General features: G+C 50.7%; 13 protein-coding genes and 1 other RNA gene. 12 read left to right on the forward strand and 2 right to left on the reverse strand.

Annotation, left to right across the window (positions count from 1 at the left end; all coding sequences use genetic code 11):
- The first annotated feature begins 627 nt into the window (after positions 1-627).
- The 9 genes from FPE01S_RS11160 to FPE01S_RS11200 are packed head-to-tail and all read left to right on the forward strand — an operon-like array spanning position 628 to position 10236.
- Positions 628-1356 (forward strand): GNAT family N-acetyltransferase, encoded by a 729-nt coding sequence (locus tag FPE01S_RS11160; RefSeq protein WP_046369085.1) that lies wholly within the window; start codon positions 628-630, stop codon positions 1354-1356.
- Between the two features lie 18 nt (positions 1357-1374).
- Complete coding sequence (gene argG, locus FPE01S_RS11165; RefSeq protein ID WP_046369086.1) at positions 1375-2580, forward strand: argininosuccinate synthase; 1206 nt, start codon at positions 1375-1377, stop codon at positions 2578-2580.
- Positions 2581-2598: 18 nt separating this feature from the next.
- Entirely contained in the window at positions 2599-3612 is a 1014-nt protein-coding gene (gene argC / locus FPE01S_RS11170; RefSeq protein ID WP_046369087.1) for an N-acetyl-gamma-glutamyl-phosphate reductase, read from the forward strand.
- A gap of 18 nt (positions 3613-3630) precedes the next feature.
- On the forward strand, positions 3631-4794 hold the full coding sequence (locus FPE01S_RS11175) for an aspartate aminotransferase family protein (protein WP_046369088.1): 1164 nt from the start codon (positions 3631-3633) through the stop codon (positions 4792-4794).
- Entirely contained in the window at positions 4794-5780 is a 987-nt protein-coding gene (locus FPE01S_RS11180; RefSeq protein WP_046369089.1) for a Rossmann-fold NAD(P)-binding domain-containing protein, read from the forward strand. The genes FPE01S_RS11175 and FPE01S_RS11180 overlap by 1 nt, the downstream gene beginning before the upstream one ends.
- Entirely contained in the window at positions 5777-6568 is a 792-nt protein-coding gene (gene argB, locus FPE01S_RS11185; RefSeq protein WP_046369090.1) for an acetylglutamate kinase, read from the forward strand. The genes FPE01S_RS11180 and argB overlap by 4 nt, the downstream gene beginning before the upstream one ends.
- The gene (locus tag FPE01S_RS11190) at positions 6565-7695 is read left to right on the forward strand and encodes a M20 family metallo-hydrolase (protein ID WP_046369091.1); all 1131 of its coding nucleotides are present in this window, start codon (positions 6565-6567) and stop codon (positions 7693-7695) included. Before argB ends, FPE01S_RS11190 begins: the two co-directional genes overlap by 4 nt.
- 10 nt (positions 7696-7705) lie before the next feature.
- Positions 7706-9040, forward strand: coding sequence for an argininosuccinate lyase (gene argH / locus FPE01S_RS11195; RefSeq protein WP_046369092.1), 1335 nt, complete (start codon positions 7706-7708; stop codon positions 9038-9040).
- 38 nt (positions 9041-9078) lie between these two features.
- Complete coding sequence (locus FPE01S_RS11200) at positions 9079-10236, forward strand: 1-deoxy-D-xylulose-5-phosphate reductoisomerase (RefSeq protein WP_046369093.1); 1158 nt, start codon at positions 9079-9081, stop codon at positions 10234-10236.
- 3 nt (positions 10237-10239) lie between these two features.
- Here FPE01S_RS11200 and FPE01S_RS11205 read toward each other — a convergent pair whose 3' ends face one another.
- Positions 10240-10665 carry a hypothetical protein gene (locus tag FPE01S_RS11205; RefSeq protein WP_157473992.1) on the reverse strand — a complete coding sequence of 142 codons (426 nt, stop codon included), beginning with the start codon at positions 10663-10665 and terminating at the stop codon, positions 10240-10242.
- 130 nt (positions 10666-10795) lie between these two features.
- Between FPE01S_RS11205 and rseP the strand changes: the two genes are divergently transcribed.
- Entirely contained in the window at positions 10796-12154 is a 1359-nt protein-coding gene (gene rseP / locus FPE01S_RS11210) for an RIP metalloprotease RseP (RefSeq protein ID WP_046369095.1), read from the forward strand.
- Between the two features lie 506 nt (positions 12155-12660).
- On the opposite strand, the gene FPE01S_RS11215 is transcribed toward rseP, so the two are convergent.
- Complete coding sequence (locus FPE01S_RS11215; protein ID WP_046369096.1) at positions 12661-14502, reverse strand: MutS-related protein; 1842 nt, start codon at positions 14500-14502, stop codon at positions 12661-12663.
- Between the two features lie 45 nt (positions 14503-14547).
- Here FPE01S_RS11215 and ssrA point away from each other — a divergent pair.
- Positions 14548-14922: a transfer-messenger RNA gene (ssrA, locus tag FPE01S_RS25455) on the forward strand.
- Between the two features lie 61 nt (positions 14923-14983).
- Positions 14984-15985 (forward strand): phosphotransferase enzyme family protein, encoded by a 1002-nt coding sequence (locus FPE01S_RS11220; RefSeq protein ID WP_046369097.1) that lies wholly within the window; start codon positions 14984-14986, stop codon positions 15983-15985.
- The last annotated feature ends 30 nt before the right edge of the window (positions 15986-16015 follow it).

Consider the following 16015-nt stretch of genomic DNA (forward strand, 5'->3'; position numbering starts at 1 on the left):
AAGGGGCAAAGGCGCAAAGATTTTTTGAAATTGGTGATAGTATGGATGCTGCAAGCATTGCGATTTCCAAATTATTGCGCGGGGCACATAACCTGTTAAGCACACCTCAAGAATTTTCGCGGATCCAACCCGCCATTACGAAGCGAACCTTTGCGATCTTCCAGCCGCAGGCTGGTAAACTTTCGGGTGTAAAACCCTCCGTATGTTGCATCGCTATCAGCTCCATTGTCTGCAAATTCTTTGCGGCTTTGCCCCTTAGCGTGCTTTGCGTGAAAACAAAAACGCCCTGCGTGAAACCCGTAAAGCTTACGCTTGTTAGCCTCAGCCGCTGAGTTTTATATATTTTTTTTGCCTGCATTCCGGCAAAATCGTATAATTTTGGCGAGCAAATTAAAAACACTGGCGTAAAGATGAAAGCATTCCAACAACATAGTGCCCCTGTTCAGATGAACGGCCTGGTTGTATTCTCCCCGGAAGCTACCCTTTGTTTGTACCCGCGACCGCGACGTGGTTGCTGATAGGACGAGCCCTTTGCACCGGCCCCTATCAGTGAAAAAAGCCCCGAGACTTTTTTACACACCACTGGTGTACCGCTAAAAACATCTTCTGATCCTTAATTTATTGCCGTTGGAAACAACATCCATTATCGTGAGGGTAGCCACTCCCGATGATATCCATTTTGCATCCACCATCACTGATGAGATGGAATCTTCCGCAAAAGCGAGGGGAACCGGTATCGCTAAAAGATCGCCGGACTATATCGCTGAAAAAATGCGCGAAGGAAAGGCAGTGATCGCCCTGACTGACACCGGAACATGGGTAGGCTTCTGTTATATCGAAACCTGGAGCCATGGAGAATATGTGGCGAATTCCGGGCTGATCGTATCCCCAAATTTCAGGAAGAGCGGTGTAGCCAAACGCATTAAGGAATGCACCTTCAAATTGTCGCGGGAAAAATTCCCGAATGCCAAACTGTTCGGTCTCACCACCGGCCTCGCCGTCATGAAGATCAACAGCGACCTGGGATACGAACCGGTGACCTATTCCGAACTCACGCAGGACGAAGCCTTCTGGGCCGGCTGCAAAAGCTGTGTCAACTTTGACATCCTTACCAGCAAGGAAAGAAAAAACTGCCTCTGCACCGCCATGCTCTACGATCCCAAAGATCATTACAAGCCCGAGGAAACTGCTGAAGATTTCAAGCAGCATTCCAAAGCCTATGAGCGCCTGCTGCGGTTCAAACAATCCCGCTTCCTCAAGGTCTTCAAGAAAAAGCAGGCCCAGGAAAATGCCGGAGGCGGTGATGCCGGTAAGAAAAAAATGTTCGCTGCACTTAGCTCCCTTTTTCATTTTTAAAACTGTTCAATCGTCAACATGGCCAAAAAAGTAGTACTTGGATTCAGTGGTGGTCTCGATACAACCTTCTGTGTAAAATACCTCAGCGAAGACCGCGGATTTGAAGTGCATTCCATCATTGTGAATACTGGTGGTTTCACCAAAGAAGAACTGGACCAGATCGAGCAGCACGCGTATAAACTGGGCGTGAAAAGCCACACCACAGTAGATGCCGTCAAAGGATACTATGACCGGATCATCCGGTACCTCATATATGGTAATGTCCTCAAGAATAATACCTATCCCCTGAGTGTAAGCGCCGAGCGGCTCAGCCAGGCGATCCATATCGCCGAGCATGTGAAAAAGCTCAATGCCGATGCCGTAGCGCACGGCAGCACCGGCGCCGGCAATGACCAGGTACGGTTCGATATGGTATTCCATATCATGATCCCCGGCGTGGAGATCATCACCCCCATCCGCGATCTGAAACTCAGCCGGGAAGCAGAAATTGAATACCTGAAAAGCAAAGGCGTGAATATGAACGCCGAAAAAGCCAAATACAGTATCAATAAAGGTCTTTGGGGTACCAGCGTCGGCGGCAAAGAAACCCTTTCTTCCAATGGCATGCTGCCCGAATCCGCGTGGCCAACACAGGTAACCAAAACCACCGGCGAACAGGTGAAAGTTCACTTTGAAAAAGGTGAGCTCACCGGCATTAATGACCGCACCTTCGATCACCCTTCCGATGCGATCCTCTTCCTGCAAAGCATTGCCGGTCCCTTTGGTATCGGCCGTGACATTCATATCGGTGATACGATCATCGGCATCAAAGGGCGTGTGGGCTTTGAAGCTGCCGCGCCGATGGTGATCCTCAAAGCGCACCATGCGCTCGAAAAACATGTGCTTACCAAATGGCAGCTGAACTGGAAAGATCAGTTGGCACAGTTTTATGGCAACTGGTTGCATGAGGGGCAGATCCTCGACCCGGTAATGCGGGATATCGAAGCCTTCCTCGCCAATAGTCAGCAACAGGTGACCGGTGATGTATTTGTGGAACTGATGCCATACCGTTTCCAGGTGACCGGCATCGAATCAGCCTTTGACCTGATGTCTTCCAGATTCGGCAAGTACGGTGAGATGAACAATGGCTGGTCAGGTGATGACGTAAGAGGCTTCAGTAAAATCTTTGGCAACCAGACTGCGATCTGGAACAGTGTGAACGAAGAGGCCAACAGCAAAAAGTAACATTCTAAACAGAAACAAGTGATCAAGGTCGGCATAATAGGAGGAGCAGGGTATACGGGCGGAGAACTGATCCGGCTGCTGGTACACCATCCCGCTGCTGAGATAACATTCGTACACAGCAAGAGCAGCGCTGGAAAACCTTTATACAGCATTCACCATGACCTGCTGGGAGAAACAGAACAACTGTTCACCGGTGAGCTCAGCACGGATATTGATGTGTTATTTCTCTGTACCGGGCATGGCGAAGCGCGAAAATTCCTGGAAGCAAATACTTTTCCGGCAGGCGTGAAGATCATTGATCTGTCCAACGATTTCCGGCTGCAGGCAGGCAACAGCCTGGGCGACCTGCAATTCGTTTACGGCCTTCCGGAACTGAACCGCGACAGGATCGCAGGCACTAACGGGCATGCCCCGGCGCAGGCGATTGCCAATCCGGGTTGCTTCGCTACGGCCATCCAGCTGGGGCTTTTACCACTGGCACATGCCGGGTTGCTGGATGAGATCTATACTACCGGCATCACCGGATCCACCGGGGCAGGACAATCGCTCGCAGCTACTTCTCATTTCAGCTGGAGAGCCAATAATATCCAGGCGTACAAAACGCTGTCGCACCAGCACCTGGGAGAGATCGGCGAATCCCTGCAGCAATTACAGTCCGCCACGGTCAACGCGATTCCCGACAAGGCGATCGGTCTTCATTTTGTGCCCTGGCGCGGTGATTTTACAAGAGGGATATTTATCAGCTCCACCCTCACGCTCGACCGCCCGATCCGCGACCTGGTGGCCCTTTATAAAGAATTTTACAAAGGACATCCGTTTACGCATGTCGCCGACGATACCATTTTTCTCAAGCAGGTGGTGAACACCAACAAAGCGGTGATCCACCTGGAAAAAGCCGGAACCAAACTCGTTGTGCACAGCGCGATCGACAATCTCCTGAAAGGAGCCAGCGGTCAGGCCGTGCAGAACATGAACCTGCTGTTCGGTGTTCCCGAAACAACAGGCCTCCAGCTGAAAGCAAACTATTTTTAAACCGATAAAAGACGCCAGATGAAATTATTCGACGTTTATCCCCTGAACAACATCACCATCGAAAAGGCCAGTGGCTCCAGAGTATGGGATGACCAGGGAAATGCCTACCTGGACATGTACGGCGGTCATGCCGTAATCTCTATTGGTCATACCCATCCGCACTGGGTTAAACGAATCGAAGATCAGCTGGAACGCATCGCGTTTTATTCCAACTCCGTACTCATCCCGCAACAGCGGGAACTGGCGGAAAAACTCGGCCATCTTTCCGGAAAGGAGAACTACCAGTTATTCCTTTGCAATTCCGGTGCGGAAGCCAATGAAAATGCCCTGAAACTCGCATCATTTCATACCGGCCGTAAAAAGGTCATTGCCTTCCGGAAATCCTTCCACGGAAGAACTTCCCTGGCCGTTGCCGCTACTGACAACCCGGCCATCGTGGCACCGGTAAACCAGACCGCTAATATCATCTTCCTTCCCTTCAACGATACGGATTCCCTCAAAGCCTGTTTCAAGGCACAGGGATCAGAGATCGCTGCAGTGATCGTGGAAGGTATCCAGGGTGTAGGTGGAATCAATGTGGCTACTGCGGAGTTCCTGCAGGCCATCCGTTCCTGCTGCGATGAATATGGTGCGGTGTATATCGCCGACAGTGTGCAGTGCGGTTACGGAAGAACCGGTAAGTTCTATTCTCACGATCATGCCGGTGTAGACGCTGATATCTATTCTATGGCAAAGGGCATGGGCAACGGTTTCCCGGTAGCCGGTATTTCCATTGCACCGCACCTCCAGCCCAAATATGGTATGCTGGGCACTACATTTGGTGGCAACCAGCTGGCCTGCGCTGCTGCATTGGCCGTGTTGGAAGTAATGGAAGCTGAAGACCTGATGGAAAAAGCGGCTGAAACCGGCGAATACCTGATGGAAGCCCTGCGGCAATTACCCGGCATTTCCAATGTGCGGGGCGTGGGACTAATGATTGGTTTCGATGTTCCGGATAACCTGAAAGACCTGAAGAAGAACCTGCTCAGCAAACACCATATTTTCACCGGTGAAGCCAAACCCAATGTGATCCGCCTGCTGCCTTCCCTTGCGCTCAGCAAAGAAGAAGCAGATGAGTTCCTGGAAGCGATCCGGGCAGAAATCACCACCCTTGAATTGTCGTCCACCCCAATTACCGCATAATGAATCATTTTGTTTCCGTTGCTGACGTACCGGACATCCCGGCACTGGTCAGTAGGGCTTTAGCTTATAAGAACGACCCATACCAGGATGTGACCCTCGGTGAACGCAGGCGAATCGGCATGCTGTTCCTGAATCCTAGTATGCGGACGCGCCTCAGTACCCAGGTGGCAGCGCAACAGCTCGGCATGGAAGCCGTAGTGTTCAATGTGGGCAGTGAAGGCTGGGCCCTGGAATTCGAAGAGGAAGCAATTATGAGCGGCAACACAGTAGAACACGTGAAAGACGCAGCGCCGATCATGGGCAAATATTTTGACATCCTCTGCATCCGCACCTTTCCATCCCTGAAGAACCGTGAAGACGATTACAGCGAACTGTATATTAACCAGTTTATCAAATACGCCGGCATTCCCATCGTGAGCCTGGAAAGCGCGACACTGCATCCGTTGCAGAGCTTTACCGATATCATCACGATCACAGAACAACTGGCACTGCAGGGCAAACTCGATACCGCTACCGGCAAGCCCGCACGGAAGCCGAAGATTGTGCTGACCTGGGCACCACATGTGAAGCCACTGCCGCAATGCGTAGCCAACAGCTTTGCTCAATGGGTGAATGCCTGGGGGGAAGCAGATTTCGTGATTACTCACCCTGAAGATTATGAACTCGAACCTTCCTTTACAAAGGGAGCTACCATCACACACGACCAGGATGAAGCACTGAAGGATGCAGACTTCGTGTATGTTAAGAACTGGAGCACCTTCAACGACTACGGCAAGATCTATGTAAATGATCCCGAATGGATGCTCACCAACGAAAAACTGGCACTCACCAACAATGCGAAAGTGATGCATTGCCTCCCGGTACGCCGTAATGTGGAACTCAGCGATGAGATTCTCGACGGACCGAACAGCATCGTGACTACACAGGCAGGTAACCGGGTGTGGGCAGCACAGGCCGTATTGTCGGAACTAATCCGCCGTAAATGAAACAGGTATTTGTCATCAAGATCGGCGGCAATGTGATCGATGATCCCGAAGCGCTAAACAGTTTCCTGGAAGATTTCCACCGGATCGACTCCCCGAAAGTGCTGGTGCATGGCGGGGGCAAGATCGCCTCGAGGCTTGGCGACCAGCTGGGCATCAAATCCAACTATGTTGACGGCAGGCGCATCACCGATGATGCTACCATTGACCTGGTAACAATGGTCTACGGCGGGCTTGTCAACAAGCAGGTCGTAGCGCAGCTGCAATCACTCGGATGCAATGCCATCGGTATCACGGGTGCTGATGCGAACCTGTTACCTGCCATTAAACGGCCCGTAAAAACCATCGACTTTGGTTGGGTGGGCGATGTGGAAGCCGGAAAGATCCCTGTGAATCGCTGGCAGGTTTTGCTGGACAATGACTTTATTCCCGTACTCGCACCACTCACCCACGATGGGCAGGGGCACATGCTCAATACGAATGCCGATACCATGGCTGCTGTGATCGCCGAAGCACTGAGTGTACAATACAATGTTCGCCTGCTGTATTGTTTCGAGAAAAAAGGTATCCTGGAAGATGTCAATAATGACGCCTCCGTGATCACGCACCTTGACAGGAACAGCTATGCGACACTCCGGCAGGAAGGAAAATTGTTTGCCGGTATCCTGCCGAAACTCGATAACGCCTTCGCAGCGATCGACGCCGGCGTAAAGGAAGTACTGATCGGACACGCTGAAGACCTCCTTCAGAACACTACCACAAAAACCACCGGAACCCTCATCACCGCATGAGTCAAACGCAACTATATGCAGCAGCTATTGACCTGTTGCAGGAACTGATTCGCATACCCTCCCTCAGCAGGGAAGAAGAAGGAACGGCCACCGCTTTGGTGCAGTTCCTGGAGCGGCAGGGCGTAACAGCGCGGCGCAGCGGTAATAATGTCTGGGCATTCCCCCGGCATTTTGATCCCCGGAAACCCAGCCTGCTGCTGAACTCCCACCATGATACCGTGAAGCCCAATCCGCAATATACACGCCTGCCATTCGTACCGCAGGTGGAAGATGGCCGCCTCTATGGACTGGGATCCAATGATGCGGGCGGGCCACTGGTGGCGCTGATCGCCGCATTCCTGTTTTTCTATACGCAGCATGATCTTCCCTGGAATATTGTGCTGGCTGCGACCGCTGAAGAAGAGATCAGCGGTCTCAATGGGATCGAAGCGCTGCTGAAAGATGAAGCGTTTCTTGAGGCTGCCCGCACCAGCGATGGTGAAACTTTCCGTTTATGGTCGGCCATCGTAGGAGAGCCCACCCAGATGGAAATGGCGGTTTCCGAGAAAGGATTACTGGTACTGGATGGCGTGGCAACCGGTAAAGCCGGGCACGCTGCGAGGGAAGAAGGCCTGAATGCACTTTACCTCGCCCTTAACGATATCAACTGGATCCGGAATTTTCAGTTTCCCGAAGTATCGCCAACACTGGGGCCGGTAAAGATGACCGTAACCGTGATCCAGACGGAGAATAATGCGCATAATGTTGTGCCGGCAGATTGCCGGTTCACCGTTGATATCCGGGTGACGGATAGTTATGCGCATGAAGAGATCCTTGAGATGGTTCGGAAGTCAGTCAGTTCCGTAATGACGCCGCGCAGTATGCGCCTGCGGGCAACGGCCATCGCAACGGACCATCCGCTGGTAGCAGCGGGGATTTCAATGGGAAAAGGATATTACGGGTCACCCACCAGTTCCGATAAAGCCCTCATGCCTTTCCCGGCACTCAAGTGTGGTCCCGGTGACAGCGCCCGGAGCCATACCGCCGATGAATTCATCTACCTTAGCGAAATCGAAAAAGGCATCGACGATTATATCACCCTCATTGGAAAAGCGATGACACTTCCTTTTCCGACAAGCGCTGCATAAAACCATTCACATGAAGCTCTGGCAGAAAAATACCGACTCCCTTAAAGAAGTGGAACAGTTTACGGTTGGCCGCGACCGTGAATTCGATACCATGATGGCCCGGCAGGATGTTCTGGGAAATATGGCACACGCTATCATGCTTTCCGAGATCGGGCTGCTTACCGCAGCGGAATGCCGTCAGTTACTCGATGCGCTCAGGGATATCTATGCCACCATCCAAAACGGCAACTTCCGCATACAGGATGGCGTGGAAGATGTCCATTCACAGGTTGAATTTTTACTCACCGAAAAACTCGGCGACACCGGTAAGAAGATCCATGCCGCACGCAGCCGCAATGACCAGGTGCTGGTTGACCTGAAACTGTTTCTGCGTGACGAATTGCAGTCGCTCACGGAAGCTGTACAGCCATTTTTCACGCTGTTGCAGTCGCTCAGTGAATTGCATAAAGACAAATTGCTGCCAGGTTACACGCACTTGCAGCTGGCCATGCCTTCTTCCTTCGGGCTTTGGTTCGGTGCTTACGCAGAAAGCCTGGTAGACGACCTCCTCACCTTGCAGGCGGCGTATAAGGTAGTGAACAAAAACCCACTCGGTTCTGCGGCGGGATATGGCTCATCTTTTCCCATTCAACGGCAACGAACAACCGAATTGCTGGGTTTTGAACGGATGAATGTGAATGTCGTTTACGCGCAGATGGGAAGGGGCAAGTCAGAGCGCATCGTTGCCATGGCGCTGGCCAACCTTGCGGACACGTTGTCTAAACTTTCCATGGATGCCTGCCTGTTCCTCAACCAGAATTTCGGATTTATTACGTTTCCCCCTGAATTGACTACCGGCAGCAGCATCATGCCGCATAAAAAGAACCCGGATGTGTTTGAAATCATCCGCGGGCATTGCAACCGGCTGAAAGCCCTGCCCAACGAGATCATGATGATGACCACCAACCTGCCGTCGGGATACCATCGTGACCTGCAATTGCTGAAAGAACACCTTTTTCCTGCATTCGGCACCCTGAAGGATTGCCTCAAAATGGCCAGCCTCATGCTGGAACATATTGAGGTGAAGGAAGGTATCCTGCAGGATGAAAAATATAAGTACCTCTTCAGCGTAGAGGCCGTAAACCAACTCGTATTGCAGGGGATGCCCTTCCGGGATGCCTACAAAACAGTGGGGTTGTCGATCGAGTATGGCAGCTATCACCCGGAGCATACCGTAGCGCATACCCATGAAGGCAGTATCGGAAACCTGATGAACGGGGAAATAAAATCCTCAATGGAATCCGTGCTGGAGGGATTCGGCTTTGCAGCTACCCGGGCAGCTGAACAGTCGCTATTGGACCTGTAAACAATTATCCTTTAATTTGCTGTTCGCCACAAGGAATAATGATGCAGAAAAGAATCGCCATTTTTGGTTCAACCGGATCCATTGGAAGACAGGCACTCGACGTGATTGCTGCTAACCCCGGATTGTTTTCCGTGGAAGTGCTGACTGCCATGCAGAATGATGAACTGCTGGTGCAGCAGGCAAAGCAGTTTCAGCCGAATATCGTAGTGATCGGGGATGAAGGCCGTTATACAAAAGTGAAGGAAGCGCTTTCCGGCACAGATTGCAAGGTATTTGCCGGCGAGAACGCCATTGAAGAAGTGGCGGCGATGGACTGTTACGACATGATGCTGGCAGCCATTGTGGGGTTCGCCGGACTTAAACCGACCCTGCAGGCGGTAGAGCAGGGGAAGGCAGTAGCCCTGGCGAACAAAGAGACACTCGTTGTTGCAGGCGATATTGTCATGAAAAAAGCCATCGAAAAAAGGGTGCCGATCATCCCGGTGGACAGCGAGCATTCTGCCATTTTTCAGTGCCTGGTGGGAGAGAACCTTAATCCGATCGACAAGATCATCCTGACCGCCTCCGGCGGGCCTTTCCTGGGCAAGAAACCCAACTTCCTGGTGAATGTGAAACGGGACCATGCATTGCAGCACCCTAATTGGAATATGGGCGCAAAGATCACCATCGATTCCGCTACGCTGATGAATAAGGGACTGGAAATGATCGAAGCGAAGTGGTTATTTGACCTGCGCCCGGATCAGATCCAGGTACTGGTACATCCGCAAAGTATTATACACAGTATGGTGCAGTTCGAGGACGGCAGCATCAAAGCCCAGATGGGTGTGCCTGATATGAAATTGCCGATCCAGTATGCGCTGGCATTTCCCAACCGGCTGCAGAACAAATTTCCCCGGTATGATTTCCGAAAGCCGAATACGCTTGCATTCGAAGAACCGGATATCAAAACTTTCCGGAACCTGGCACTGGCAACCGAAGCATTGCACCGTGGCGGTAACCTGCCCTGTATCCTGAATGCGGCCAATGAGATCGCCGTATTTGCCTTTTTAAGAAACAGGGTGGGCTTTCTCGACATGACCGACGTAGTAGAAAGGACCATGGCCAGGATTCCCTTCATTGCCCAGCCCACCCTGGATGAATATTTCGAAACGGATGCCAACGCGCGCGAATTTGCCGCTACGCTCATCCATCTCTGACGTTTATGGATTAACCACAACAAGCGTATCTGCCCTGAACAGGACGTCATTGTTGTAAAACCGGAATACCAGTTTGCCGGTCGCTTTCGGCGTGATCGTCAGGAAAGTGTCCTTGGTAATGGGAAAGTTCATGCAGGCAGATGGGTCATACCCGGAATAATCGGGGTTGGGGATGGATCCCACTGCCCGGATATCATACTGGTTACCAGCACTTGGTGTGCCGTTAAATCCTTCGAATTTGTAACAGGTATTGCTTCCGGTAACGGTTACATAGGATTTTACTGTATCTCCAACTGCGGCAGTATCAGGACTTTGTACTACGCTAAAGGACATTGAAGCATAAATGCGTTCAGCAGCGGGTGGAGTGCTCGTTTTCATACAGGCAGCCAATGCAACCATAACCACCCCGGCAAGAACAAATTTTTTCATGTACGTGTTTTTAAGCCTGACAAGATACGGGTTGCCAACGTTGCCCATTAGTAAAATTTTATCAGCTTGTTGAGCATTTTTCCCGGATATTTGTCACCATTCAAAAAAAGCACCGGAACGAATTATCAGTATGAGTTTGCTAGCAATTAACTGGGCTGAGGCAGGAATTAAGGCGGGACAGTTCATCTTATCATTTTCCATTATAGTTGTTCTGCATGAGCTTGGGCACTTCCTTCCGGCCCGTTGGTTCAAATGCCGGGTAGAGAAATTCTATCTCTTTTTCAATCCCTGGTTTTCCCTTTTCAAGAAAAAAATAGGTGAAACGGAATACGGTCTCGGCTGGGTACCTTTCGGCGGATACGTGAAGATCGCCGGAATGATCGATGAGAGCATGGACAAGGAGCAGCTGAAAAAACCTGCACAACCCTGGGAGTTCCGGAGCAAACCAGCCTGGCAGCGGCTGATTATCATGCTGGGCGGGGTAACGGTGAACCTCATACTCGGCTTTACCATCTACGCCGTTATGTTATGGCACTGGGGGGAAAGCTATGTACCTACCAATAAACTGGCTTACGGCATTTCAACAGATTCCCTGGCCCAAAGTATCGGCCTTCGAGATGGTGACCAGATCAAATCAGTAGACGGTGAATATATTGACCGGTTCAGCAAGATTCCCCTGAAAGTGGTGCTGGGCAGTGCAAAGACCATGGAAGTTGAGCGGGACGGTCAGCCGGTTACCATCAACATTCCTGACGATTTTGCCGCCAAACTGATCCATTACAAGGCAATCAATTTCATTGATATGCGGGTGCCTTTCCTGGCCATTGACTCCGTGGTGGACACCACAGTAGCCGGAAAAATCGGATTACGGCACGGCGACCGGATCCTTTCCGTGAACAACAAGCCCGTGCCTTATTACCATGAGTTCCGCAAATCAATCCAGGGCAGCAAGAACAAAACAGCTGACCTGGTGGTACTGCGGGGTGCAGATACGATGAACCTTAAAGCACCGATTGGTGCCAACGGACAGATCGGCTTATACCCGGTTTCCGTGAAAGAAAAGTTCGAAGTAAAAGAAATCAAATACGGCTTCTTCGAAGCCATCCCTGCCGGATTCAAGAAAAGTATTGAAACCCTTGAAGGATACTGGCTGCAGCTAAAACTCATCTTCAGCGGAAAGGTGAATACCAATGAATCCCTCGGTAGTGTCATCAGCATCGGCAAGATGTTTGCACCGGAGTGGGACTGGCAGCAGTTCTGGAGCCTGACGGCATTCTTCTCCCTGGTACTCGCACTGATGAATATCCTCCCGATCCCTGGCCTCGATGGTGGTCATGCCCTGTTTACGCTCGTGGAAATGATCTCCGGCCGCAAGCCCTCCGAGAAATTCCTGGAATATGCCCAGATGGGCGGCATGGTATTGCTGCTTGGCCTGATGGCATACGCGCTCGGGCTCGACATTTTCCGCGTGATCAGAGACCTGTTTTAACAAGAAGATTTGAAGTTTGGCTTTGCCCACCGAAGCTTTAGCGTAGGTGGGCTTTGCCCACCGTCTTTGACTGCTGAAGCTTTAGCGTAAGCGGTAGCTTTAGCGTAGGTGGGCTTTGCCCTTCGTAGCCTTGGCGGAGAAGGGAGCTGCTTTTTGAAAAAGGTGCAATATGTAAAACTCAGTGAAATGAGCTACCAGACTGAGTTTCACAAACTTACACGTTTGCAAACGGGTGTTGAATGTTGGTGGGTTATCCTGGTGCCGAAGCAACTTTGTAAACTGTTCCTCCCGTTACTGGTTATGATTTCACCAGCCGGGCTTCATAAAATTTTACCCGTATAAAATTTTATCCTTTTGGCAATTTGTCCGTTTAACAGGACAGTATTGTAAACGGATAATTCACATACGGCTCTGAAACGCAGTGTGGTGGCTCATTTCACTGAGTTTTTGAAATTGCGTTAATTTGAAAAAGTAGACACCTCCCGCGCGATCGAAGCGGCCTGTTTCTATTCGAGTTCGATACCGATCTTCTTCATAAGGATGCTGGCGTTCATACTCGTGCAGATGCCGTCTTTCAGTTTGTAATCGAAGTAGAGTTCTTCGCCTTCGACGCTTACATCAAAATGATAGTTGCGGATAGTATCAGGGTGGTCTTTAGCCAGTTCTGTAAGGCTGAGGTCATGGGTGGCCAGCAGGCCTGCGCCATGGTGGCGGATGAGCTGTAACACCAGCGCCCTGGAACCTGCCTGGCGGTCGTGTGAATTGGTGCCGCGCAGGATCTCATCCAGCAGGAAAAAGACAGGTTCCTGCCGGTTCACGGCTTCAATGATCGTTTTCAGTTTACTCAGTTCTGCATAAAAAGTAGAGGCATTCTCTTCGAGATTGTCGGCGATGCGCATGCTGCTCATGATGCGCATGGGCGAGACCGTCAGGTGTGCAGCACAGGCAGGCGCGCCAGCCATAGCCAGCACCTGGTTGACGCCGATGCTCCGCAGGAAAGTGCTCTTCCCGGCCATATTGCTTCCCGTGATCAGTGATACGGCAGGACGACCCGAAGTAGCGTAATCGCTCGTTACTCTTTTCTTTTCAGGGATCAGCGGGTGGCCAAGGCCGGTAGACTGGAATGTACCGGGCTTTTCCGTGATCTCCGGGAAATGCCAGCCGGGATGATTCAACGTGGCCCGGCCGATACTGTTGATCGCTTCAGTTTCACCGATCACCCGGAACCAGTCGGGTATCGCATCTTTTTCCAGTTGTTTCCATTTTTCCAGCCGCAGGATCTGCTGAAGGTCCCACAACAGGAATACGTTCAGCGGGAGGAAGACGAGCGGATTGAGGCGGTAGTCGAAGCGGTCGAGAATCGCGTGCAGCAGTCTGATCTGCGAAGAGGCGGATGTGTTGTTTAGGTGTTTAGGGTTTATAGGTTTAGTTGTTGCGTGGTTGCTTGTGACCAGCCTTTGTTGTAAGGTGGTGAGATAGCTGGCGGTAAAATTTCCGGATTCGATGGCTTTCAGCATCGCGCTGAGCGTCGAGAGCTGCGGTACGACCTTGTTCAACGATTTGTAGGCCGGGATAACCTTCCTGGTGATGGCGAAGGCGACGATTATATAGATCAGTATAAGAAAATAAAATCTGGGTGCATTGAGCAGATCATACCAGTAGGCGAACAAGGATCCCACGCTGATGATGGGGAAGACAATGGCGAGGAGCTTCCAGAATTTTTGACGAAAAACTGCCGGCTCTGACAGCCATTTCTGCAGCTGGATAGCGGTGTCCCATTGCAAGTGTGATAATTGTCCCGTTGCCTGTAGCAGAATGCTGTATTCCGGTTGTCTGGCAAGTTCTCCGGCGGCTTCCTGGCGCAAGGCGATAACCGGTGCGGTTGCAGGCGCCAGCAACCAGTCTGCAAAGACCTGGCGGCCGGGTTCTGACGGGCACCGTTGCAGATACTGGTAAAGGGAAGCCGGACCGAACAGGTCAAGATCGCCGGCATAGTCGTGTTGATGAGGCTGAAGGGATTTTCCGTCGAAACGGTGATGGAACTGGTGCTGGGCAATAGTCAGTTCTTCGGAACAGGTATCGATCTGCTGGGTGAGAAGGTCGATCTGTTGCTGAAGGTTGAGTGTTCTGGTAACCAGGAAAAGAAAGCTTCCGATAGCGATGACCAGTAACAGGAGCAGGGCATACCAGGGCAGGGGCCAGGTGAAATATATAATAGCGGCAGAGATGCCAACGATCAGCAGGCGAACGACAGCAACCTGGTTCTTCCGGCGCGTTAATGCGCTCTTTTGTGTAGATAAGGTTTGGTGAAAATTCCGGTAGAACAGGAGATAGTCTTGCTGTTTCATGCGGTGAAACTAGCATTTTTAGTATATTTGCAATCCGCTTTTTATGGGGTTGTACTGGCTTCGACAGCGTAGATCTTTGAACGTGTAAGCATGTAGTGCGTTGGATAATTAGCACTTTAATCTGAATATTCAAACTTCAAATGGCAATACTCAGTATGCCATGGCTGCCTAATCAGTGATTAAGTAGTCATTAGGGCCGCTTGAGCAGGTTGGTCTGTTACCATGCTCCGCCGCCGACTAAAAAGCAAATACAGGCTGCTGCAACGAAAGGCTGTGACCGTTGCCTAAGACCATCCAGCTAAGGAAAGAATCGGTTTGTTGGTTTCCTGTTCTTTCCCGACAAATAATAATCAAATAAACATGTAGAAAGCGTTTGGAGGATATGTTTGGACGGGGGTTCGACTCCCCCCAACTCCACTATACCCGACCTTGACAAGCCCGTTGGACAATTTGTTCTGCGGGCTTTTTCATCTGAAAAAATATGACTGCATTTACCGTTATCAGTTCGATTGTGTCGCCGGCTGCAATAGTGGAATTTGTATCCGGGCAATATTCGTTTATTCAGAACGCCCGTTGCCGTTTACTGAAAACAGGGATCAATGCCACTTATCGCATTGACGGTGATAATGCGTCTTTTGTTTTCAGGATCTATAGCTACAATTGGCGGACGCAAACTGAAATAAATGAAGAACTGGATCTGCTATTGTTGCTGCAACGCAACGGGGTTTCGGTTTCATACCCCGTTGCCGGCAACGACGGTATTTTCATCCAGACTATTAATGCACCAGAGGGGATGCGATATGCTGTACTGTTTACCTATGCGAATGGTAAAAAGCTTCTCAGCTTTTCCCGGGATGCACACTATAATGCAGGCATGCTGATGGCCCGTGTACATAGCGTTACTGAGGGACTGAAACAGGACCGTATCACCTATACGCCTGAAGTGCTCCTGCACCATTCACTGGACAGAATCCGGCAGTTCCTTCCGGAAGAATCAGAAGAGATGCAGTTTTTGCTGGCAACCCGGCCGCTGTTGGAGACGGAGTTGCTGAATGCTGACAAAAACATGCTGCGCCACGGGATCGTGCATTTGGATATCTGGTTCGACAACCTGAATATCTCCGATGACAATGAAATCACGCTTTTTGACTTTGATTTCTGTGGCAATGGCTGGTTGTGTCTGGACCTTGCCTATTATATAATGCAGTTGCACAGCACTGGAAAGGAAGAGGCAGCGAGAAATGATAAAATTGAAGCATTTTACTGCGGTTATGAATCCATCAGCAAGATCAGCAGCGAAGAAAGGCGGCTCATTCCTTTGCTGGGAATATGCCTGTATTATTTTTACCTGGGCGTTCAATGCCAGCGCTTCGATAACTGGTCCAATACTTTCCTGAACGACGTCTATCTGAAGCGATTTATTACCATTCTCATAAGAGGCTACTATGAGAAAGCAATTTCCCGGTCTGCCTTCGTGCAATAACAGTATACAAACGTATACGTTTGTGAAACG

The sequence above is a fragment of the Flavihumibacter petaseus NBRC 106054 genome (genome assembly GCF_000974785.1).
In the GTDB taxonomy this organism is placed as follows: Bacteria; Bacteroidota; Bacteroidia; order Chitinophagales; family Chitinophagaceae; genus Flavihumibacter; species Flavihumibacter petaseus.

Coding starts and splice junctions, on each gene's coding strand:
- argG (WP_046369086.1), top strand. CDS start 1,375: ATGGCCAAAAAAGTAGTACTTGGATTCAGTGGTGGTCTCGATACAACC.
- FPE01S_RS11175 (WP_046369088.1), top strand. CDS start 3,631: ATGAAATTATTCGACGTTTATCCCCTGAACAACATCACCATCGAAAAG.
- FPE01S_RS11180 (WP_046369089.1), top strand. CDS start 4,794: ATGAATCATTTTGTTTCCGTTGCTGACGTACCGGACATCCCGGCACTG.
- argB (WP_046369090.1), top strand. CDS start 5,777: ATGAAACAGGTATTTGTCATCAAGATCGGCGGCAATGTGATCGATGAT.
- FPE01S_RS11190 (WP_046369091.1), top strand. CDS start 6,565: ATGAGTCAAACGCAACTATATGCAGCAGCTATTGACCTGTTGCAGGAA.
- argH (WP_046369092.1), top strand. CDS start 7,706: ATGAAGCTCTGGCAGAAAAATACCGACTCCCTTAAAGAAGTGGAACAG.
- FPE01S_RS11200 (WP_046369093.1), top strand. CDS start 9,079: ATGATGCAGAAAAGAATCGCCATTTTTGGTTCAACCGGATCCATTGGA.
- FPE01S_RS11205 (WP_157473992.1), bottom strand. CDS start 10,665: ATGAAAAAATTTGTTCTTGCCGGGGTGGTTATGGTTGCATTGGCTGCC.
- rseP (WP_046369095.1), top strand. CDS start 10,796: ATGAGTTTGCTAGCAATTAACTGGGCTGAGGCAGGAATTAAGGCGGGA.
- FPE01S_RS11215 (WP_046369096.1), bottom strand. CDS start 14,502: ATGAAACAGCAAGACTATCTCCTGTTCTACCGGAATTTTCACCAAACC.
- FPE01S_RS11220 (WP_046369097.1), top strand. CDS start 14,984: ATGACTGCATTTACCGTTATCAGTTCGATTGTGTCGCCGGCTGCAATA.